Annotated in this window: 19 protein-coding genes; 9 read left to right on the forward strand and 10 right to left on the reverse strand. The window is 48.5% G+C overall.

Annotated elements, in window-relative coordinates; translation table 11 throughout:
* Nucleotides 1-196 precede the first annotated feature (196 nt).
* On the reverse strand, nucleotides 197-1,132 hold the full coding sequence (gene metA / locus HER31_RS11370; RefSeq protein WP_168660689.1) for a homoserine O-acetyltransferase MetA: 936 nt from the start codon (nucleotides 1,130-1,132) through the stop codon (nucleotides 197-199).
* Between the two features lie 150 nt (nucleotides 1,133-1,282).
* Here metA and HER31_RS11375 point away from each other — a divergent pair, with 150 nt between their 5' ends.
* From HER31_RS11375 to HER31_RS11385, 3 genes are all read left to right on the forward strand, one after another.
* Complete coding sequence (locus HER31_RS11375; protein ID WP_168660690.1) at nucleotides 1,283-2,002, forward strand: SDR family NAD(P)-dependent oxidoreductase; 720 nt, start codon at nucleotides 1,283-1,285, stop codon at nucleotides 2,000-2,002.
* Between the two features lie 126 nt (nucleotides 2,003-2,128).
* Entirely contained in the window at nucleotides 2,129-3,016 is an 888-nt protein-coding gene (gene ygfZ / locus HER31_RS11380; protein WP_168660691.1) for a CAF17-like 4Fe-4S cluster assembly/insertion protein YgfZ, read from the forward strand.
* A 495-nt stretch (nucleotides 3,017-3,511) separates the two neighbouring features.
* A complete protein-coding gene (locus tag HER31_RS11385) occupies nucleotides 3,512-3,709 on the forward strand; it encodes a DUF4250 family protein (RefSeq protein WP_168660692.1) in 198 nt (65 codons plus the stop codon).
* Nucleotides 3,710-3,811: 102 nt separating this feature from the next.
* Here HER31_RS11385 and HER31_RS11390 read toward each other — a convergent pair whose 3' ends face one another.
* The 3 genes from HER31_RS11390 to HER31_RS11400 form a co-directional block, all read right to left on the reverse strand.
* On the reverse strand, nucleotides 3,812-4,555 hold the full coding sequence (locus tag HER31_RS11390) for a ferredoxin--NADP reductase (RefSeq protein ID WP_168660693.1): 744 nt from the start codon (nucleotides 4,553-4,555) through the stop codon (nucleotides 3,812-3,814).
* Nucleotides 4,556-4,729: 174 nt separating this feature from the next.
* The gene (locus HER31_RS11395) at nucleotides 4,730-5,983 is read right to left on the reverse strand and encodes a dicarboxylate/amino acid:cation symporter (protein WP_168660694.1); all 1,254 of its coding nucleotides are present in this window, start codon (nucleotides 5,981-5,983) and stop codon (nucleotides 4,730-4,732) included.
* 292 nt (nucleotides 5,984-6,275) lie between these two features.
* On the reverse strand, nucleotides 6,276-7,268 hold the full coding sequence (locus HER31_RS11400; protein WP_168660695.1) for a hypothetical protein: 993 nt from the start codon (nucleotides 7,266-7,268) through the stop codon (nucleotides 6,276-6,278).
* Between the two features lie 255 nt (nucleotides 7,269-7,523).
* Here HER31_RS11400 and HER31_RS11405 point away from each other — a divergent pair, with 255 nt between their 5' ends.
* Nucleotides 7,524-8,495, forward strand: coding sequence for a phospholipase A (locus HER31_RS11405; RefSeq protein WP_168660696.1), 972 nt, complete (start codon nucleotides 7,524-7,526; stop codon nucleotides 8,493-8,495).
* A gap of 201 nt (nucleotides 8,496-8,696) precedes the next feature.
* Here HER31_RS11405 and HER31_RS11410 read toward each other — a convergent pair whose 3' ends face one another.
* The 3 genes from HER31_RS11410 to prfB form a co-directional block, all read right to left on the reverse strand.
* Nucleotides 8,697-8,843 carry a hypothetical protein gene (locus HER31_RS11410; protein ID WP_168660697.1) on the reverse strand — a complete coding sequence of 49 codons (147 nt, stop codon included), beginning with the start codon at nucleotides 8,841-8,843 and terminating at the stop codon, nucleotides 8,697-8,699.
* Nucleotides 8,844-9,273: 430 nt separating this feature from the next.
* Nucleotides 9,274-10,776 carry a lysine--tRNA ligase gene (lysS, locus tag HER31_RS11415; RefSeq protein ID WP_168660698.1) on the reverse strand — a complete coding sequence of 501 codons (1,503 nt, stop codon included), beginning with the start codon at nucleotides 10,774-10,776 and terminating at the stop codon, nucleotides 9,274-9,276.
* 13 nt (nucleotides 10,777-10,789) lie between these two features.
* Nucleotides 10,790-11,888 (reverse strand): peptide chain release factor 2 gene (gene prfB / locus HER31_RS11420; RefSeq protein ID WP_168660699.1). Its coding sequence is split into 2 segments (ribosomal slippage): nucleotides 10,790-11,812 and nucleotides 11,814-11,888, totalling 1,098 coding nucleotides; the frame shifts between segments, so codons are not numbered across the junction.
* A gap of 363 nt (nucleotides 11,889-12,251) precedes the next feature.
* On the opposite strand from prfB, the gene HER31_RS11425 reads away from it, so the two are divergent.
* A complete protein-coding gene (locus tag HER31_RS11425; protein WP_238786814.1) occupies nucleotides 12,252-13,580 on the forward strand; it encodes a Na+/H+ antiporter NhaC family protein in 1,329 nt (442 codons plus the stop codon).
* 399 nt (nucleotides 13,581-13,979) lie between these two features.
* Here HER31_RS11425 and recJ read toward each other — a convergent pair whose 3' ends face one another.
* The 3 genes from recJ to HER31_RS11440 form a co-directional block, all read right to left on the reverse strand.
* Nucleotides 13,980-15,707 (reverse strand): single-stranded-DNA-specific exonuclease RecJ, encoded by a 1,728-nt coding sequence (gene recJ, locus HER31_RS11430; RefSeq protein WP_168660701.1) that lies wholly within the window; start codon nucleotides 15,705-15,707, stop codon nucleotides 13,980-13,982.
* Nucleotides 15,708-15,802: 95 nt separating this feature from the next.
* Nucleotides 15,803-16,807 (reverse strand): helix-turn-helix domain-containing protein, encoded by a 1,005-nt coding sequence (locus HER31_RS11435; RefSeq protein ID WP_168660702.1) that lies wholly within the window; start codon nucleotides 16,805-16,807, stop codon nucleotides 15,803-15,805.
* A gap of 46 nt (nucleotides 16,808-16,853) precedes the next feature.
* A complete protein-coding gene (locus HER31_RS11440) occupies nucleotides 16,854-18,455 on the reverse strand; it encodes an SLC13 family permease (RefSeq protein WP_168660703.1) in 1,602 nt (533 codons plus the stop codon).
* Nucleotides 18,456-18,772: 317 nt separating this feature from the next.
* On the opposite strand from HER31_RS11440, the gene HER31_RS11445 reads away from it, so the two are divergent.
* The 4 genes from HER31_RS11445 (at nucleotide 18,773) to HER31_RS11460 (ending at nucleotide 22,860) form a co-directional block, all read left to right on the forward strand.
* Nucleotides 18,773-19,408, forward strand: a complete 636-nt coding sequence (locus HER31_RS11445; RefSeq protein WP_168660704.1) for a hypothetical protein — start codon at nucleotides 18,773-18,775, stop codon at nucleotides 19,406-19,408.
* 14 nt (nucleotides 19,409-19,422) lie between these two features.
* On the forward strand, nucleotides 19,423-19,899 hold the full coding sequence (locus tag HER31_RS11450; RefSeq protein WP_168660705.1) for a CYTH domain-containing protein: 477 nt from the start codon (nucleotides 19,423-19,425) through the stop codon (nucleotides 19,897-19,899).
* 3 nt (nucleotides 19,900-19,902) lie between these two features.
* Entirely contained in the window at nucleotides 19,903-21,204 is a 1,302-nt protein-coding gene (locus HER31_RS11455; RefSeq protein WP_168660706.1) for a hypothetical protein, read from the forward strand.
* 237 nt (nucleotides 21,205-21,441) lie between these two features.
* The gene (locus HER31_RS11460; protein ID WP_168660707.1) at nucleotides 21,442-22,860 is read left to right on the forward strand and encodes an OprO/OprP family phosphate-selective porin; all 1,419 of its coding nucleotides are present in this window, start codon (nucleotides 21,442-21,444) and stop codon (nucleotides 22,858-22,860) included.

The following is a 22,860-nucleotide window of genomic DNA, read 5'->3' on the forward strand; positions in this document are numbered from 1 at the left end:
TGGTATTAATAAGCTATTGGCGAATAACGCGCAGTAAGAGAGGATGCTGCAGTCGGTGCTACTAACAGCAAATTGGCATTATTGAGGTTATGCGGAGGTTAGAACGGCGCCGCTAAGAGAAGATTTTATTCCAACCATAAGTAAAACGGCGGTCACTCCCACTGCCGTTTTGTTAATGAACTGGATTACAGCAGCACTATTCTATTGGCATTAACCCAGACATGTCTGACAGATCAAACGGCGTTTGCTGGTAAACGTAGTAGTTGAGCCAATTTGTTAGGAGTAATGCGCCGTGTGCATGCCAGCGAGCAAACGGTTGCCCAGTAGGATCATCGCCAGGAAAGTAGTTCGCGGGGATCAACGGTTCTTGCCCCGACGCGAGATCGCGTCGATATTCATCCAATAACGTAGTGCGGGTATATTCAGGGTGGCCGGTAACAAACAGGTTACGGTTGTTGTTCGACACCACCAGATAGGCACCGGCATCGTTCGATTGCGCCAACACATTCAGTTCAGGGTGAGCATTAAGCCAATCCAATGGCACCTGAGCAAAACGCGAGTGCGGCACCCAAAATTCATCATCGAAACCTCGGAGTAACGGTACATGTTGATGTACCCGTTGGTGGCGAAACACTCCCGAGATCTTGGTATCACGCAGTTGTCGTTTAATGCCGTAGAGATGATAAAACGCCGCATGAGCAGCCCAACAGAGAAACAGCACCGAGGTTGCATGGGTTTGTGACCAATCGATGATGGACTGGATCTCTTGCCAGTAATCAACCTGTTCAAACTCTAACTCACCCAGCGGTGCGCCAGTGATGATCAAACCATCGTAGTTATTGTGCTTAACCTCATCGAAGCTGCGATAGAAATCGTCCATATGATCACAAGGGGTATGCTTTGAGGGGCGATTATGGATCCGCAATAACTCAACATCGACTTGTAGCGGAGTATTACCGAGCAAGCGCAACAACTGGGTTTCGGTCTCAATCTTATTCGGCATCAAATTAAGGATCAGCAGTTTCAATGGACGAATGTGCTGTTGGGCGGCTCGTTCATCCGACATAACGAAGATATTCTCTCCTCGTAATATCCGTGAAGCGGGTAAACGACTGGGAACCTTAACCGGCATTGCGATGCTCTCCTTAACAAACAATTGAACAGTTATATCAAGACATCTAGACGGCTACAACTCCAAATCCACTGATGATGTCATGGTTTCATTGTAAAGCCTTGAATGACTCCCTAAAATTCAATCATTCTCTGGTCAGAACTGAATTTCATGTCGAATCTAAGTGCCATCATCGTCGGTGCCAACTCCGCACTGTCTCAACAACTTGCACTGCAACTGCATCAACAGGGCGTTAAACTCGGGTTGATGGCTGCTGATCCCAGCGGACTAACGAAGCTCCAGCAGCAAACTGACTGCCGCTTAGTTGAGTTAGATATCCGCAACGCCGAGCAGTGTCAGCAGGCATTCAATCAACTGTGGCAGGACTTAGACGGTGTTGCCTTGGTGGTTATCAACACCGCCGCCAACGGCCTTGATCTTGAGTTACCGTGGCAACTAGACCAAGCGATTATCGACGTTAACGTGCAGGGTTTTGCCGCTATCGCTAATGCCGCTTTTAAGCAGATGGAACAGCAAAAGTTTGGCCAAATTGGCTGCTTCACCTCGATTGCCGGTGAACGTGGTGGCCCTCAAACCGCCTTCCACGCCAGTAAGGCGTTCCAACAAAACTATTTGCAGGGATTGCGCCTACACGCGCAACGACTAAAGCTGCCGATTATCATCACCGATCTACGCTTGGGTTACTTAGATAAGATGCACGGCCGTGGCAAGGGTATTTGGGCAGCGTCATTAGATAAGGTCGTCAAGCAATCACTTAAGGCACTGCGTCGTGGTAAGCATACGGTTTACGTCACCAAGCGTTGGCGCATTGCTGCGCTGATGAGCAAGGTGCTGCCGGAGTTTATCTATAACCGGCGCCGCTATAAGTAATGCCATAACAGACCTAACAACGGCACAGATTGCTGCCATGGTCACAGTTGTGTTTGCACTGCAGGCCTATGATTTGTTGGTAATGCGAGTAAAATCCGAGTTAATCAGTCAAGAATTAGAATTATCATGATCCCGACCCAATTAGTTCCACTCCCAAGCATGGGCGTGATCCGTGCCACCGGCGCCGATCGCAAAACCTATCTGCAAAGCCAGTTAACCTGTGATCTGGTTAAGTTGCCTATCGGCCAATGGAGCTTTGCTGGCCACTGTGACCCGAAGGGTAAGATGATTGCCGCATTCCGGTTGGCACACCTAGCTGATGAAATCTTAATGTTGATGCCAACTTCATTGCTGCAAGCTGATCTGCCGGCACTGAACAAATACGCGGTATTCAATAAAATCGATTTGCTCGATGCGACCGAATCATTGCAGCGTTTTGCCTTAATCGGTGACGATGCTCTAGCGCCACTGGCCAATTGGAGTGGCGACGCTAACCTTCGTCACAGTGGCGATGCCATCGCACTGATTGATGAAGGCCGTGCCGTGGTTGTGCTACCAGCAGGCCAAGCGTTACCAGAAGAGCTTGCGCAGCTCCCACAAGGTGAGCAGAACGACTTTATCGCATCGGAGTTACTCGCGGTTCGACCATGGTTTGAAGCCCAGCACAGTGGCGAGTTTGTGCCACAGATGGTCAACCTCGATGCCATCGGTGGCATTCAATACGACAAAGGTTGCTACATCGGCCAAGAGACCATCGCTCGGATGCACTTCCGCGGTGGCAACAAGCGCGCATTATACGTATTGGCAACTAGCGTCGATGCAACAGGCGAACTGCAACTGCAACTGGGCGATAACTGGCGCCGCGCCGGAACCATTATTGCCTCGGTAATCAGTGGCGAGCGTCAGCTGTTAACTGTGGTAATGAATAAGGAATTACCAGAACAGCCACAATTTCAACTGGGTGAGCACAGCGCCACCTTGCTCGAACGTCCATATCCATTGTTTGGCCAATAAGTGCTACAGCACTGCAAAGAGTAAGGGCCTAACGGCCCTTTTGCGGACTGTGCCGTAGTTAGCTGTTGAAGTTTATCTTAAGCCTTCGGCTTCACCGATTTCGGTGCTTTTAGGGGACGATGTCGCGGTGGCGACGGCACATTATTGTATGCATTAGGGAGGGAGCTTCGCCCCCTTTCGAATCCCCCTTTGCCTTAGATTGCAGTCCAAAACGCTTCGCTGAACTGCTCCAATGCGGCAGAAGATCAATAGCGGTAGTGCTTTACCCTTGTGACTCGCCTAGCCAGTGCTTTAACAGCCTTGGAAACAGCAACACTTAATTGGCACACAGCCCTTTTTTGATCCTATCACCATGGTCAGCTAAACGATAAGTTGAACTAGCTGACTCTGCCGCCTTACCAATCAATTTAATTTTCATCTTAATGACTAAATAGTGACTTACACTGGCATTACCGTCTATTTTTAGACAATGGCGTAGGGAACAGTGAGGTTGAGATGGAGATACTAAACGCGCGGGAACTCGACCCAATGATCCTAATTGGGATTGTTAATGAGAAACTTCGTCACGGTAGTAATAATTTGGCCGATTTAGCTGCTGAGATGGAACTCGATAGCTTGCAACTGGAGCAACAACTGCTGGATTTGGGCTACCAATATCAGCACGACACCAACCAGTTTATTCGCTGCAGCTAACCTTTAAGGCCTGTGACAGCGACATAACCGATTCAATAAATACAACAATGGCGTGCTTAAGGGCACGCCATTTTTTAACTCAGCCTTGTGCTGTCGCTGCACTTACCAATACTTTTCAACGGTGATCTGGCCAGGAGTACGACGTAAATTTTTGCGCAGCCCCATGCTTTCCAATACTGCAACGGTGTCGCGAATCATATCCGGATTACCGCAAATCATGGTTTGGCTTCGCGCTGGTGCTATTGGTACGTCGGCGGCGGCTTGAATCTCTCCATTGAGCAATAGCTCAGGGATCCGCCCTCGGAGGGTTCCCTCTTTATCCTCACGGCTAACAATAGGAACAAAACGGAAGTTATCTGGGTATGCTGCTTGAATTGATTCAATCAACTCAAGGTAAGCTAAGTCCTCACTTTGCCGGACCGCGTATACCAATACGAAAGTTTCGTAGCGTTCCCAGCTTTCTTGAGACTGTAAAATAGATAGGAATGGACCAACCGCGGTACCGGTTGCAAACATCCAGAGTTCGCGTCCAGCGGGCACCTCATCTAAGGTAAGAAATCCATTCGGGCGCGTGGAAACCATCACCTCGTCACCAGGGGTTAGATCTTGTAGGTGCGGCGACAGCTCACCCTCCTCTACCGTCACTGCCAAAAATTCTAATACCGACTGCGACGGAGAATTAACAAATGAATACGCCCGCTGAACTCGTTCCCCACCCTCTTCCCGCGCTAGCTTTCCAAACTGACCAGCGACAAATTTATCTACCGGTGCATCGACCTTGAGGCTAAATAAGCGCTCATTCCAGTCGATTCGTTCAACTACTTTTCCCTGTACCCAATTGCTCATGGCATCCTCTCCATCGTGGTACCTCAGCGCAACTGAAGACCTGTCCAATCAACCCATCGTATCCTTAAAGTGTAGTCTAACTGGCTACATTCCAGTCATTTTCTTTTATATTCAATAAGCTATAACGAAAACAACCTCGCCAGTGCGAGGTTGTTGAACAGCAGGTGTGGCGACTTAGTTTTCAGTAACCAAGCTGCTTTGCTGCTCACGCTCACTACGGTCAACCATGGTTACCACGGCAGCATCACCAACAACGTTGGCTGCCGTTACAAACATATCGATGATGCGGTCAACAGCGATAATCAGCGCAAAAGCGGTTTCTACCGGTAGGCCCATTTGGTGGATCAGGACGCCAATCATTACTGCACCACCACCCGGAACACCACCAGCACCAACAGACAACAGGAATACAAAAGCGATAAGCGCTGGCAATTGCTCCGTGGTAATTGGCGCACCATAGGCGTTAGCTAGGAAGAACGCCGCAATGGTGATGTAGATTGAAACACCACCCATGTTCATGGTTGCACCTAGCGGAACCCCAAAGCCAGCGGTTGCTTTACTAACACCCAACTTTTCAGTCAAGGTGCGCATAGTAACTGGAATCGAAGCATTCGAGCTGGCACAAGAGAAGGCAAACAGCATTTGCTCTCGGGTTTTCGTGCGGAACTCGGCAGCAGAGATGTCGGTAAACAGGGATACAAACGTAGGGTATACCACCAACATCCACAAACATAACAAACCAACAATCAACGCGATGTAACCAATCACCGAGGTGAAGGTACTGGCATCTAAGGTGGCACCTAACTTAACCATCAAGGCGAAAACGCCAATTGGTGCGCCGCGCATAACCATGGAGATCAGCGCCATCATAATCAGATTGGCTTTACGGAAGCCTGCAGCAACCCCCTCTACTTGTTTTCCTAGTTGCTTCAAGATGAAGCCAAACAGCAGCGCCATAAAGATGATCTGCAACATGTTGCCATCGGCAAATGCTTGGAACGGGTTGCGAGGGATAATGTCGGAAATCAATGCGGCAATGTTTGGCAGCTCAGTATTACTGATGGCTGAGCCTGCCAGTTGCGGCAGTTGGGCGCCAACACCCGGCTGCAGTAATAGCGCCACAATCAGGGCAACCGAAATGGCGACTAAAGTATTGGCAATATAAAGGCCGAACGTTTTACCGCCCAAACGGCCAAATGCCTTGGAGTCCGGCAGTTCAGTCATGCCACTGATGATTGATACAAATACCAGCGGTACAACCAACAACATAATGAGGTTAACGAACATGCTGCCAATGGTCGCAGCTAAAGTAACAAGACTGTCTGCCCACGCGGCACCGTCAGCAAAACCGCCACGGAGCAGCACACCAAGGACCAGACCGGCAAAAAGGCCGATAAAGATGCGCGTGGAAAGGGAATTCTTTGGCATAAGTGACTCTTAAATTGCTCAATGTTCGATTAATGACAGCAGAGTCTACTTAGTTACCTAGGGATAATCTAACGAACAAAAAAACATCGCCACCTCAATTAATCGCTAGTGATCAACGTCACCCGTGCAACTTAAAGAACCACAAAAACAGATATGGCAGTTTAATTAACTGCACACCACCGAAAATGTAGACGGTTAACCTATTCGTGACCATGGTCACATCCCGTCAAATATCTATCAAAAACTCATATTGAAAGCAAAACCACCGCTATGGTTGAAGCAGCGATGAGTGTCATTGTTCGCCGTATTGGTTTAATAGCTCTTTCAAGCGTCTATTCAATTGTTGCAGCTGTGCTAACAGATCACGTTGTCGCTGCGGAACTTGCTCCATCTGATGCGCGAGCTGCTCCAATTGCTTCTCCAACGACAATAAGAATTTCTCCTTTTGACGATTACTGGCATCATCTAAATGCTGAATAGCTTCGCCAATCTGGCGACAGTGCTCTAGTTCCAATCGAGTCTCTTCCGCTAAACTCCAGACTGTTTCGAGCTTACGTGGCTGTTGTGATGCATATTCAATCAGATTATCTAGTCGATTCTTGGCCTTGATATAACTGCGAGGAGCGGCCTCGTCTATCTCATCATCTTGTAAACGCTCCAACTCAAGCTCAAGAGTGGCGGCATATATTGCCCGTACTGTCGCTACCTCAAGCTCATTCTGATTGCTGACAAGTCCACCTAATTGAGCTCCCGCCTGATCGGCTTCGTCGCTCGCAATTAGGTCAACTAAGCGTTTAAGTTGTTGTTCGACATCGCGATAGTCATCTGGAAAGTGCTTATTGGCTACCAGTGAGTCCAACACTTCGCGGTTGTTAAACGCCGTCGCAAGTATGTGAGCAGCATCAATTCTTATCTGCTGCGCCCGCTCTAGAGCTAGCTCTGCGTTACTGTATCCATCTCGAGTAATCTGGTAGCGACTGCGTTTACTGAACATCCCGACCTGCTCATTCATCCGCACGGGATCCGCTCGGAAGATTTGAAACTGTTGATCTCCCAACTGCCATTGCTCAGCCGCCAAGGTCATCTGTTCGGTCGCGTACCAGCTAAGCTCATCATCCTCTAATTGCGTTGTGATTGGCTGCCGACGCTGCACTAACTCACCAATCATTGCTTGGTATGAAGGTGGCAATGCCATTGAATCCACTTCGGTGATATGAGTTGTGCTGCAGCCAAATAAAGAGAGGCCAAGGCACAGAATAACCACTCGAATAATATGCTCCATCATTACAATCATGAATCCCTAATCCGCCAACAAAGGCACTCCAGCAAGTGAACGCGAGATCAAATACTAGCCCAAGCAAAACAATTAACTGGCGCGATATCAGCGGATAATACGAGTAGCGCTAATTCCGTTGGCTTGTACGCAATTGCAACGGCAGCAACAACCTACCTAAATTCAATATTTAGCAAACAAAATGTTAACGCATCGCGTTGATTATCATTACAATGGCGACAGAAATAAATTTTTCAGGGATTGATTATGTCTGCAACGCTTCTTCTTGCTGTCGCACTCAACATGGAGTGTGTCGAAAACCAGTTGAAAAATGGCGATCAGAGCCAAACTCTCGATCAGGTAAAAGCGTTCTGTTCAGTCGAGCGAGAAACAACTAACCTCACCAATGTCCAGCCAGAGTCAGGCTCTAAAACAGAACAGGTTGACCGCCGCGTCGCTGAAGAGCGAGGCTACGAGTACAGCCGCTTTGGCTTAAGCTCCCACCGTAATAACTACGTCTTACTTGGCAGCTACAACAACCGGCCTAACGAGGACTCGTGGGAATACGAAGACGAAGGCGTTGATCCGTGGGAGATCAAATTCCAGTTCAGCGTTAAGGTACCCATTACCCCTGACTGGTTTGGTAACAACTCCGGTCTCTATATGGCCTACACCAACCAAAGCTGGTGGCAGGCGTATAACAAAGATGCCTCAGCGCCATTCCGTGATACCAACCATATGCCTGAGATGTTCTGGCTGCAGTTCTTTGACGACGTTGCTGTTGGAGACTTTAAGTTACGAGGCACCAGCTTATCACTGAACCACCAGTCTAATGGACGTTCAGGTGAGGAGTCACGCAGCTGGAACCGTATTATCGGTACGGTGTTGTTCGAGAATGGTCCTTGGGTATTTGGCGCTCGAGCTTGGCACCGATTACATGAAGACAATAAAGAGTCGATTGATGATGTTCGCGGTGATGACAACCCGGATATCACCGATTACATGGGCCATGGTGAAGTGTTTACCGTCTATTCTTACCAAGACAACATCTTTAGTTTGCGTGTTCGCGGTAACATAGGTGAACACAAAGGCGGCGCCGAAGCGGGTTGGAGCTTCCCACTGACCGGGAAAATCCGTGGTTATATACAAGGCTATTACGGCTACGGCGAAAGCTTGATAGATTACAACCACAAGTCAGAGCGGATCAGTATCGGTGTTGAAGTAACACCGATCATCTAATCAACCAGCCTTACCCTGCTCGTTACCAATCCCAGCTTCGCGCTGGGATTTTTGTTTATGGTTGCTCAAAACAGCTGCAGTGCTGAGGCTCGGTTAGTCGTAACACTCCCACGAACAGGTTAGCGGCTACGTGCCTGCTCACGTTTAAAAGTAGGCGGTTACGTAGCCCCGCTCGCGAGCGGGGACAGGACAGACAGTTACTTAGCTTGCGGACGCATCGCTGGGACAAATTACAACACCAATAACGCTGGCCGAATTAACAAGTTGCTTCAACAACACCAGCGCAAACAGCACCAGCGCAAACAACACCAGCACCAGCACCAGCACCAGCACCAACAACAGCGCCAACAAAACCACTAACAATAGCGCCAACCATTCCCAGCAAAATAAAGGCGGTGTACCAACTAAGTGTTGTTCTTTCCAATGCAGTTAAAGCACCGGCTAGGCGAGTGTTGATACAAGGGCAAAGCAGTACCGCCGTTGATCTTCTGCCGCATTGGAGCAGTCCAGCGAAGCGTTTTGGACTGCGACCTAAGGCAAGGGGGCGAAGCTCCCCCTAATGCATACAAGAGTGTGCCGTCGCCACCGTGTCATAACCCTTAAGAGTACTGCAATCGGTACAGTCGAAGGCTTGGTATAAAGCTCAACACTTAACTGTGACACAGCCAAAAAAAACCGAGCACTGAGGCTCGGTTAGTCGTAACACTTCCACCAACAAGCGCGCAGCTACGTACCAGCTCACGTTTACGTAGCCCCGCTCGCGAGCGGGGACAGACAGTTACTTAGCTTGCGGCCGCATCGCCGGGAACAGGATTACGTCGCGAATGGTGTGAGTGTTGGTAAACAACATCGCTAGACGATCGATACCAATACCTTGACCCGCAGTTGGTGGCAGACCATGCTCTAGAGCAGTGATGTAATCACCGTCGTAGAACATTGCTTCGTCATCACCAGACTCTTTAGCATTAACTTGAGCCTTGAAACGAGCATCTTGATCTTCTGCATCGTTCAACTCAGAGAAACCGTTAGCGACTTCGCGACCACCGATGAAGAACTCAAAACGATCGGTGATGAAGGCGTTGTCGTCATTACGGCGAGCCAGTGGTGAAATATCAGCTGGGTATTCAGTAATGAAGGTCGGCTGGATAAGCTTAGGCTCGGCGGTTTCACCGAAGATCTCCTCCAGTAATTGGCCACAGTTCCAGAAAGTTTCAACATCAACACCAACAGACTTCGCGATAGCAACCATGTGATCACGATCTTGAACGCCGTCGTAGGTCAACGCTTGAATGTCAGCGTGATCTGGATTGTAGTGCTTGATAGCGTCCAGCATGCTCATACGCGCGTACTTGCCACCAAACTCAACGGTTTCGTCGCCGTAAGGCATAGAGGAAGAGCCTAAGATCTCTACCGCAACGGTGCGCAGCATGTCTTCAGTCAGATCCATCAAATCGTTGTAATCTGCGTACGCCATGTAGAATTCCATCATGGTGAATTCTGGGTTGTGGCGTGGCGATAAACCTTCGTTACGGAAGTTACGGTTGATCTCGAATACGCGATCAAAACCACCAACCACCAGACGCTTCAGATACAGCTCAGGCGCGATGCGCAGGAACATCTCTTGATCCAGTGCGTTGTGATGGGTGATGAAAGGACGAGCCGAGGCACCACCAGGGATCACCTGCATCATTGGGGTTTCCACTTCCATAAAGTCACGCGACTCCATGTAACGACGGATACCAGCAACCAGCTTAGAGCGGATCTTAAAGGCGTTGCGAGACTCTTCGTTAACGATAAGGTCAACGTAGCGCTGACGGTAACGCTGCTCTTGGTCCGTCAGACCGTGGAATTTTTCCGGCAGAGGACGCAGTGCTTTAGTCAGCAACTGGTATTCACCCATATCAACGTAAAGGTCGCCTTTGCCAGACAGGTGCAACTGACCTTTGATACCAATGATGTCACCGATGTCCAAACCACCAATCGCTTTCAGTTCTTTTTGAACGTCTTTTGAAGCGTAGCCTTGAATACGGCCAGACACGTCTTGGATAGCTAGGAATGGACCACGCTTAGCCATGATACGGCCTGCAATTGAAACGATGTGACCCGCTTCCGCCAACTCTTCTTTGCTGTTTTCGCCAAACTCAGCCTGCAGATCAGCAGCCTTGTGAGTTGGACGCCAAGTGTTCGGGTGGCCGTTAGCGGCGCAGTTTTCGCGAATCGTGTTGAGCTTTGCACGGCGCTCGGCGATCAACTTGTTTTCGTCTTGTACTTGTTCAGTCATGTTCAATAGTTCCTTACAAGCCAGATTTAAGGCTGGCTTCAATAAATCGGTCTAGATCGCCATCCAGCACCGCTTGGGTATTTCGGTTCTCTACGCCAGTACGCAGATCTTTGATGCGTGAGTCATCCAGCACGTAAGAACGGATCTGGCTGCCCCAACCGATGTCAGATTTGGCATCTTCCGCGGCCTGCTTCTCGGCATTTTGCTTCTGCATCTCATGCTCGAACAACTTAGCTTTAAGCTGTTTCATCGCCTGATCTTTGTTCTTGTGCTGTGAACGTTCGTTCTGACACTGCACCACGATGTTGGTCGGCATGTGAGTAATACGTACCGCAGACTCAGTGGTGTTTACGTGCTGACCACCAGCGCCAGAGGCTCGGTATACGTCAATACGCAGATCGGACGGGTTGATGTCGATCTCGATAGAGTCATCTACTTCTGGGTAAACAAAGGCAGAGGAGAACGAGGTATGACGACGACCGCCGGAGTCAAATGGCGACTTACGAACCAAACGGTGTACGCCGGTTTCGGTACGTAACCAGCCAAAGGCGTACTCACCAGAGAAGCGCACTGTAGCGGACTTCAAGCCGGCAACATCGCCCTCAGACACTTCGATGATCTCAGCTTTAAAGCCCTTAGCCTCACCCCAGCGCAAGTACATGCGCAGCAACATCGAACACCAATCTTGTGCTTCGGTGCCGCCAGAGCCTGCTTGTAGATCTAAGTAGGCATCGTTGGCATCTTGGGGGCCAGCGAACATGCGGCGGAATTCGAGCTTTTCCAGCGCGGCATTAAGGGTATCCAATTCAGACTGGGCTTCATCGAAGCTGTCTTGGTCTTCCTCTTCCACCGCTAGCTCTAACAGCTCGGCAACGTCTTCAAGGCCTTGGTCTAGATCGTCAATGGTCTTAACCACCGCTTCCAGATCACTGCGTTCACGACCTAATTTCTGAGCACGCTCCGGCTCATTCCACACTTCCGGCTGCTCCAGCTCGGCGTTGACCTCTTCTAGACGCTCTTTCTTAGCATCGTAGTCAAAGGTACCCCCTAAGGAGGTTTGTCCGTTCCGACAACTCCTTAATGAGGTTTTGCACAGGATTGATCTCGAACATGCTGCCCTATTGAATTTGATGGTTTTACACAAACCCGCAAGTTTACTAGAAAGTGAGCTTTTCTGCACCTTAGATAGTGCTAGGCCGATGATATTTTCAGCGCATAAATCAGCACTTAACCACCAGCATCGCATTAACGTTCTAACTCACAATATTAAGCCATGAAGATTACTGCCCCTTTGGTTTTTAAGGCACACTGAAAGTTACTATTGAGATAACAATAAAAACAAAAACATGCAGGATCTTTTAACTGTTTTTCCAGTGATATTTACAATCGCCGTCGCGTTACTGCTTCGCCGGACTTTGGTTGCCCTCGGTTTGGGAATCATTTGTGCCAGCGTCATCCTCAATTGGGGTAGCCCTGTGGCTACTTTCAGTTACATTGTCGACAACGCCATTAGCCAAATCTATCAGCCCGATAATTGGCAGATGTGGCACATCAATGTATTGGCCGCGATGTTGCTGCTGGGGATATTAACGGCGATTTTAAGCCGTTCCGGAGCAATTGGTGCCTTTGCCGATTGGCAATTTTCACGCATTAGCAGTCAACGCCAAGCTCGATTTGCAGTGATATTGGTTGGTTGGATTGTGTTTATCGACGGTATTTTTAGCTGTCTCGCCAATGGCAACATCAGCCGCCCTCTGAGCGAGCGCTTTGGGATCCCTCCGGGGGAATTAGCCTACTTAGTTGATTCGACCGCATCGCCGCTTACCTCAATGGTGCCCTTTTCCAGCTGGGGCCCCTATGTGATAGCTCTGATTGCAGGTATCAACTGGTTAAACGTTGATCCTGCTCATGCCTTTATCGAGGTCGCCAGTTACAACTTTTACGCCATTGCTACCTTGCTGATGGTGATGGTGGTAGCTACCACTAATTTGGGCTTCAAACCGTCCACTCCTACCGTAATCCAATCACCAGCACACACTCCAGTTGGCTCCCCGTGGATGCTGGGGTTACCGATTCTAACGCTACTGCTTGGGAGCTTAGTGCTAATGCTAGTGAGTGGGGCTCGTAATGCTGATGAGTTAACCATTGCAGCCATGTTTAGCCATGCCGATATCGGCGCCGCGATGCGTGACAGCTGCGTTATCGCGGTTATTGTTGCCACCCTAATGAGTCTTAATGCTGGCCAATCGCTACAACAAACGCTTGGCGCCGCCGCATTAGGGATAAAAACCATGCTGCCGGCCATCACCATCATCATGTTCACTTGGATCATTGGTCGGGCAATTGGCGATCTTAATGCAGGCAAAATCATGGCCGGTTATGCCGCTGATTTACTCTCTCCGGTGGTGTTATTACCGGGCATGTTTGTGCTGTGTACCTTTATCGCATTCTCAACCGGCTCAAGCTGGGGCACCTTTGCCATCATGATCCCCATCGGCGCTGACATCGCTCATGCGATTCAGCCAGAATTTGTATTAGCGGCAATCAGTGCGGTAATGGCAGGTTCGGTGTTTGGTGATCACTGTTCCCCCATTTCCGATACTACCGTATTGGCGGCGACTGCCAGCGGGTGTGAGCCCAACCACCATGTAATGACTCAGTTGCCGCTAGCACTCCTTACTGCCTTTATGGCGTTGTGCTGTTTCACCGCTATCGGTCTTGGGATCAGCTTAATTGTGGTATTGGCTGGATTGATTGTGGCTATGATCGCCATTGCAGCTATCACCTTACAGCGACGCCAGTAATGACCGCATAAAATTGGCAGTGTCACAGTTAAGTGTTGAGGTTTATATCAAGCCTTCGGCTCTACCGATTGCAGTACTCTAAAGGGGTTATGTCGCAGTGGCGACGGCACATTCTTGTATGCATTAGGGGGCTTCGCCCCCCTTTGGAACCCTCCTTTGCCTTAGGTCGCAGCCCCAAATGCTTCGCGGAACCACTCCAATACGGCAGAAGATCAATAGCGCTAGTGCTTTATCCCCCGTCTCGGGACATACCTAGCCGGTGCTTCAACAGCCTTGGAAAGAACAACACTTTAGTTGGTTCACAGCCATAAAATTATTGGCCACGCTCGGTGCTCCTAGGGTTTAGGGGCACCGCGGCTGGAGCATTATAACCGTTGATAACGGCAAACTCCTCAGGGCCTAGGCCGGTTTAATATGCTCCACCATCAACTGGACGCTATCTCGACCGCGCCAATGGTTTACATCGAGCTTGTAGACCAGTTCTATCCACTGCAGGCTCGCATCGGGCCACTGTTTCCGATCGATATTGAAGGCAATCGCATCCAGTTGCTTGCTACCGCACTCGGTTTCCACAGTCATCTTCAGATGTTTATCACCCAGCAGTCGCTGCTCCACCAAGCGGAATTTGCCATCAAACAGCGGTTCAGGGAAGTTCTGCCCCCACGGCCCTGCTCCTCGTAGCGTCTGTGCCGTTTCGAGCGACAGTTGCTCAGCATACAGTTCACCGTCAGACAGCAGTTCGCCGGTCAACGCCGACTCATCCAACTCAGCTCGAACCGCTTCATCATAGAGCGCCGCAAAGCGATCGTAGTCTTGCTCTTTCATACTCAAGCCAGCGGCCATCGCATGGCCACCAAACTTCAAGATTAAGCCTGGATGCTGGGTATCGATCCTTTCCAGCAGATCGCGCATATGCAAACCAGGTATTGAACGGGCTGATCCCTTAATTTCACCGCCGCCCGCCTCAGCAAAGGCGATTACAGGACGATGAAATTGGTCTTTGATGCGCGAAGCCAATATCCCAATCACTCCTTGGTGCCAATCGCCTTGATACAGCGCTAAGCCCCAAGGTAAGGAGTCGCTACTGAGATCTAACCGCTGCAATGCCGCCAGAGCCTCTTGTTGCATCCCCTGTTCAATCTCTCGTCGCTCATTATTAAGCCCATCAAGCTGTGCTGCAATCTGCCGAGCTTCGCCCAAATCGTCCGCCAGCAAGCAGGCTATTCCCAGTGACATGTCGTCTAACCGACCAGCAGCATTCAACCTCGGGCCAATAGCAAAGCCAAGATCAGCAGCGACAATGCGATGGATATCGCGGTTAGCCACCTCAAATAAGGCTTGAATACCCGGCCGACAACGACCCGCACGAATACGGCGCAGGCCTTGGTGTACCAACACGCGGTTATTGTGGTCCAGTGGTACAACATCCGCTACGGTACCCAGCGCGACAATATCCAACAGCTCAGCCAAATTAGGCATCGCCAATCCGCGCTCAGCAAACCAATTCCGTTGGCGTAGCTGCGCTCGCAATGCCGACATCAAATAGAAAGCCACACCAACACCGGCTAACGCTCTGGACTCAAAGCCACACTCATCGCGATTGGGGTTAATGATTGCATCCGCATTTGGCAGCGTTTCGCCCGGTAAGTGGTGATCGGTAACCACAACGGTCATACCAGCCTCTTTCGCAGCATCAACCCCAGCATGAGCAGAGATACCATTATCTACGGTGATAAGTACCTCAGCACCAGCACGTTGCGCTAGCTCGACTAAAGGTGGACTAAGGCCGTAGCCATAATCGAACCGATTTGGCACCAAGAACTCAACAAAATTGGCCCCCATAGCTTGCAGAGCAAGCATAACCACCGCGCTAGAGGTCGCGCCATCGGCATCGAAATCACCAACAATAATAATCCGCTTTTGCGTCACTACCGCGTCCGCTAATAAGGCAGCCCCTTGCGGTAAGCCAGCCATCGATTTAGGGCTGTGTAGATCACTGAGTTCAAGCTGCAACTGGCTAGCTTGAGTAATGCCTCGGCGGGCATAGATTTGGCGTAATAACGGGGCTAGCTCAACCGGAAGTTGGCTGTCATCGGCATCGGGACGGCGGGTTAATCTGACCATCAAATAGACTCAATAAAATGGCGAGCCATAGCTCGCCATTGAAGTAGAAAGTTGTCGCTGAGCTTATCCCCTAACGAGTGAAAAACTCAACCAAAAGCTCATTGTTCTGGTACCAAGTGACGACTCACCTCAATCGTCTCTTCCGGAGTTTTGCCAAGGGTATAACGCCCAGCAATTGCATATTGATGATTATACCGGAGTAACCATTGCTGCAGGTGTTGTTGCAGTTGGTCAAGATCGTCAAACCGCTGTTGCTTAAACAGTGCTTCGTACAATTCATTCCAAATTAGCGTGTGAAATCGTGCTGCCAAACCATTTACAACCGGGCCGTTATAAGCGCGCATATGCACATGGCCACAACCCAAGCGTTCAATGGCGGTTTGGTATGCCTTACTGCGTGAGCCAAAGAACTCGGCACCTTTATCGGTCAAAATGGTGCCAATAGGCAGTTGCTGCTGTTGATACCAAGGGGTTACCTGCTGCAACAAAAACTCGGCGGCAGCGGCGGTGTCATTAGTGGTACTTACCCACGCATGGGCAAACTGGCTGTATGCATCCACAAAGGTGTGTTGATACAACACACCCAGTCCACCCACCTCCCCCAATTTATAGGTATCTTGCACACAAACATCGCCGGGGAAATGACATTCCAGTTGCGATTGATCTTGTTGGATTTGATAGAGCTCTGAGGTCAGCGAATTGTCGCCATTGCTGCGTTGTTCGAGCGAATTCTGTAACGCTAACTGACGATTGCGCTTAGTCGCAAGATGATGACGAACCCAGATGGCACGAACGCCACTAGGAGAGATAACGCAACCACGGGCGGTCAGCAACTCCGCCACTCTAGCTTGGCCATAATTGGGGTAATCTAAAGCGATCTCGATAACCTGAGCTTCTACTTCAGGGGCAACTCGATTCTTCATCGCTGGTTTTTTACGAGACAGGTTACGTAGGCCAATTTCGCCCGCACTTTCATACTGCCGTTTAAAACGGTAGTAGCTGTCACGGCTGTAACCCATGATATCGCAGGCACGACTGACGCTACCCATCTCTTTAGCCAGTTGCAGTAGCGCTAACTTGCTACGGATTTCATTATTGCTCATTTTCGACTACACATATGATTCACATAATGAATGTGTTGATTTAATCCTACCAGAAAACCCCATTAGGCGTGTATCCCAGCCAACGGAACCAAGTTTCTCCCATTAGGATGGAGCCAGCCCAACCGATCATCAGCATACTAAAACCAAATTTAAAGGTATCGGATAAGCTGTAGTGATCGGTTGAATAAAGTAGCAACGCTGGTTTGCTGTTAAACGGCAATACGTATACGTGCTCAATCAATAATGCGACTGGCAGTGCTAGGCTCATTACTGGGTAGCCAAAACGTTGCGCCACTCCAATTGCGATAGGAACAAACAGCATTGTTCTCATAGTCTTCGATTGGAAAACTAATGAACTCAACATCATACATCCAGTTAAGGCCACATAGAAAACCCAGAATGGGGTGTCATCCCCTAAGCCAAAATGCTCCAAACCGGCATTAACCAACAGATTCGGCAAATCCGTTTGCTTAAAACCTGCACCAAGGGTGTATGCCCCAGCGGAAAACATCAATAAGTGCCATGGAATATCCACTTGGTTCCAGTTGACAACACCAATGCGGGGAGACAAGGCCACAATAGCACCAATAAAGGCAACAGCCGTTGCAGAAACACCGTGGTAACGGTCTGTGGCCCAGAAAAATAGAATAGTGACAAAGATAACGATAGAGCGGATCTCGAGCGCTGAGATCTTACCCATAGCATCTAGTTCTTGCTGTAGTCGTTCCATACCGCCTTCAATTTGCGGTAACCGCTCTTCTGGAGCTAACGGAAAGAATACTCGGGTCGCCAACAGCCAACCAATAACAATCATACAAACCACGATTGGCAACGAAACCACCATCCAATCGGCAAAGAAGAAGCCACCACCGATGGCTCCGGCAATCAAACTGGCAGCCAATAAGTTAGCCCCTGAACCGGTGACAAAGGCACCGGCGCAAAGGTTTATCTGCAGCAGGTTTTGTAGCACCAAGTTACGACCAAAGTTATTCTTATTATCGCCGCCGCGGGCACCGTAAACTGCAGCGATAACCATAAAAATTGGCATCAATATTGCGGCTTTCGCGGTGGTTGCCGAGATAAACGCCGACAACACTAAGTTGATAACCATGAAGCTAAAGAATATCGGCGTAGCACTGGTACCAAAGCGGCAGATAAACCACAGCGCAAAACGCTTTGCCGCGCCACAGGTCACTAACATCGAAGCCAAGATAAATGACAAGATGTTGAGCCACATGATCGGATGACCAAGTTGAGCGTAAGCGACTCGTTCCGGCAGTACGCCAGTCAACACCATGGTGATAATCACAATCAACGATGTAAGGTAATTGGGCAACGCTTCCGTGATCCACAGAATTACCGCTGCGCAAAAAATCGCAAGCATAGCGACACCATGAAAACCAAACTGCTCTAATCCCACATCCTGAAAGTGCTTACCAGCTGACTTTCCTAATGTTTCAGGGTCAAAATTGGTAAGAAAAGCTGGAACGTCGCCCAACAATAGTAAAGTGAAAACCACTACTGCAATCGCTACGCCGCTGCGTTGCAACCACTGCTCAAAACTCGATTTAACCCTAACCGGTAGATGTTCCATCCGGTATTGGCTCATATCTAACGGATCATCTCTGAGCGTACGTCCACTGTTCATTGTTATTTGCCTTGTCCTTTAATGTTGTCATCAAAGTAACGTCAGTCGCTGTTTAAAACTTAGATCTAGATCAGATTAGCCGCATCACACAACAACCTAAAAATACAAAAACAAAAACAAAAGAACAAAAACCTAAAGATAAAAATAAAATTATCAATAACTTAAGCCAAAAATAAACAAAACAAAAAACAATAAGTGTACGATCACATTGAAACTAAATGTGTTTTTTGTTGATCGCAGTCACAACTTTATTTGTTTGAGTTCCTTAGCATTAACGGTGACAAACAAATCACATAACGACAAAAGGGAACACCTTAATGGCAGAACTAAAGATCGGAGAGATCTCTAAACCACGATTTGAATTTCGCACCTTTGGCCAACAATTCGACGCCCAAGCAGAGCGGATGGCTCGCTTATCTACACCGGTACCTGAAAAGGTATGGTGTCGTCATAGCGACGAGATCTACATTGTGTCGCGAACCAACGATGTCAATAACACTAAAATCCGAGACGGAAAAATGGATATTAAAACCTTTGTTCAAGCCAAAGATGGTTTAGAACAGTGGGATCCAAAACTAAAAGCTGAATTCCCAGTAACGCGCCAACAGTTGCAAGAAGAGATCTTTCCTGCCTTTATGGTGGATGCACCTTTGTTCAGTCAAGACAGTTACAGCTACGACGAGTTTATCGGCCTAATCAATGCTCATGCCGATCTACAAGCGGTCAGAATCCACAAAGAACGCTATGGCTACATGGTCAACAACACCATCTGCGAAGTCGCCAAAGTTTTAGTCAACGGCGCACAAATTACCAGCATCAACTCCGAATCTACCGAGTTAGAAGACATCCAAAAAACCATCACTGCGGTCGGTTTAGAAGGGGTTGAAAACATCAACTACCTGCAAGCGATCAAACGCGTTATCGGTATGAATCCGGCACCACTAGCAAACTAATTTGGGGGCTGATTATGAGCTTAGAGATTGAAAGAAAGTACTTAGTAAAAGATGACAGCTATAAAGCACTGGCCTACAAACAAACACGCATTATCCAAGGCTACCTCAGCAGTGTGCCAGAGCGTACTGTTCGAGTACGGATTAAGGGTGAGACCGGGATCCTAACCATAAAAGGAATCGGCAGCGCCAGCGGTGCTTCTCGCTTTGAATGGGAACAAGAGATCCCTTTAGAAGAAGCCAAGTCGCTGCTTGAGATCTGCGAACCAGGTGTAATCGATAAAACCCGCTATTTAGTGAAGTTTGCCGAGCATACCTACGAAGTAGATGAATTCTATGGCGACAATGACGGCCTAACCGTTGCTGAAGTAGAGCTGGACTCAGAGCAACAAACAGTAGTAAAGCCAACATGGTTGGCCGAAGAAGTAACTGGTGACGTGCGCTACTACAACTCCATGTTGATGAAGACACCGTTTACTCGTTGGGACAAGTAATCTGTGTTCACGCTGTCTATTGCCGACAAGTATCACCTGCAACTTGAGTTGGAGCTGGGCCGTTCAACCCGAAAAGCTCAATGGCAGATGCATCTCTATGCCCCCTCAATACTGGCAATAGACAGCGCCTCAAATAACGGCACTAGTTTTTACAGCAACCTCCTGCAAACCCAACGTCTGCAACCCATGCCACAACAGTGGCCGGATCTACTGCAACAATATCAACTGGCGTTATCCAGTGCCGATAAAGAGCATTATCCGCTGGCGTTAGCCGCTGTCGTCAATCACCTATTGCAGCAATTCAAACAAGCGAACGGAGCAGCGTTGTTGGCAATGATGCCGATGTTATTTAGCGTACTGCGGCTCACCTCAGCAACAGCACCGACCAAAAAGCGTTTTGCAATGGCCCAGCACATTGTGTTGTTCAATTACCATCAAGCGCTTTTGCGCGAACGCCATAATGCTAATAAGGCGTTGTCACGAGCTCTTAACCGTCGTAGCGATCGCATCCACCGTTATTGCATTAACCATAATTTCGGCTTGAGCGGCAATGACGATAATAGCCGTGAAACACTGCTGGCCAAATTACAGTTGTCTGAGCGGATCGTTAATCGCCCATTTACACTCGAAAGGCAGATGTTAAGTAGCGGTCGATTTGCACAGCAATTGATTTTTGGGATTGCAGCAGCCAGTGCCATGGCATTTGCCACTGGGATCGCCTTTGCAACTCAACGGGCCTTTGGCAACTTCACCACTCCGTTCTTTTTTTCATTGGTGGTGTCTTACATATTTAAAGATCGACTCAAAGAACTTGGTCGTGAATATCTTTTAGAAAAATACCTTCGCCATTTTAACCAACACAAATATCGCTTAAGTAACGGCGCAACTAAACAGGAATGGGTACAAGTTAGCGAAAGCTACTTTCGTCTTTCAGGTAAACGTCTACGTGAGGAACTGGCCAACCTAGTAAAAAAAGTGCGCTCAGGTCATAGCTCTAGAGTGGTTTCAGTTTGGTGCTTTCGACGTTGCTACCAAATGGCATGGCCACACCACGACAACCCCTTAAAGTTTGAAGATAAACTAACAATAAACTTAAGTAAGCAGCTGCGTTTACTACCAAGTAATTTAAAACAGTTTTGGCATCAAGATAACCAACAATTGCGTAAGCTCAATGTACAGCATGTGCACACCATATTCGTAACCATAGACCTACAACAAGACAATATAAACATCAGTAAAACCTATAGAATTCATGTTAGCCGTCAAGGAATACATCGTATAAAACAAATAAACCCTCCCAAATAAATCACATTCAAACCCGCCTCATTAGCACATTTCATTCTTTTGAAAAGTGAACTCATGTCATTTTCATTACGTCGAACCCCATTCAATAAAATACCCCAAAAGTGTAAGTTTAGGTTGGAATTAATTGAGCGAGATCACATTGTTCTTCTCGTTACATCTTTATGATTTATCTCGAACTTAGAAGTTTTACTTCTTATAAAAAACGAAATGGATGAACTCCATCGGAGGGTATATAACATGGCTCGTTATAAAATTAGCTCCATCGCACTCGCAGTTTCATTTGCAGTCAGCGGCTTCGCTTCTAATGTAATGGCATCGGACAGCGATAAGTTGCTTGAGTTAGAACAACGCATGGAGGCGCTTGAAATTGAATTAATTGAAGCGCGAGATGCGGCTAAAAAAACCGACCGCTTAAAATTCAAAAAGACCTCACCATCTCCTGAATTGATCTCAAAAGACGGCCGTACCACCATGGAGTTCAAAGCTCGTATTCAAGCTGACTATGTTGATGCCGACGCAATGCAGACCGGCAAAAAGGCGGCTGATACCGAAGCGATGAAAGACACCAACATTCGCCGTTTACGCTTAGGCTTAGAAGGGCAATTTGCCCGAGATTGGGAATATGAAATCGAACTTGATTTCGCTGATTCTGAAGTCGATGTTAAAGACGCCAAAGTCGCCTTCAACGGCTGGCAGGATCAAAAGCTTATTCTGGGTTTCCAAAAATATGGTTTTGGTTTAGCTAATACCCAAAGTTCAGCCCATCAAATCATGATGGAACGCCCTTCTGTTGATGTGTTCTCAGCCGATCGCGCCCTCGGTGTGCAGTGGCGTTACGTCGGTAACAACTGGAACCTTGCCTTGGGTATGGGTTTAGATTATTCCGAAACTGATGAGAGCATTACGGAAGTAGAAACCACTGAACTGCTCGACGAAGATGGCAACCCAATTGAGGTGGTCACCGAAGTTGGCCTCGATGAGGAATCAATCTACGGCGAGAGCACATTCTACACAGCTCGAGCTACCTACACCCCAATCAAAAATAACGACAACTTGCTCCACCTTGGCGCCAGTTACATGCTGATGGACTTAGACGAAGGTAGCCAGGAAACTCGTTACCGTGCTCGCTCAGCGTCGAAACCCGTTGGGCGCATGGTTGATACCGGCAATTTCGCTTCAGATGGCAGTCAAACCTATGGCGTTGAAGCGATGTATCAACATCGCAATATGTTACTGCGCGGCGAATATATGGCGTCGACAGCAGACCAATTTGACGAAGACGACGGTTCATCCCTAGAAGATGTTGAAGTTGACGCTTTCTACGTTACCGCCTCTTACATTCTAACCGGTGAACAATGGCGTTATAGCGGTAAGAAAGGGGTATTGAAATCTCCGCGTCCAGCATCAGCGCTATCAGATGGTGGTTGGGGCGCATGGGAGATTGCTGCTCGTTACGAACAAGCTAACTTCCTTGAAGACCACATGAAATACGGTGGTGACTTAGATACATGGGTTGTCGGTGTGAACTGGTACATGGAAGACAACCTAAAGATGCAGTTCAACTATATCGATGCAGAAGCAGACAACAAGGTGAAAGACGACTATAGCTCGCAAGACACCAACATCGTTCAAGCTCGACTTCACTTTGCCTTCTAA

It is taken from the genome of Ferrimonas lipolytica, from assembly GCF_012295575.1.
In the GTDB taxonomy this organism is placed as follows: Bacteria; Pseudomonadota; Gammaproteobacteria; order Enterobacterales; family Shewanellaceae; genus Ferrimonas; species Ferrimonas lipolytica.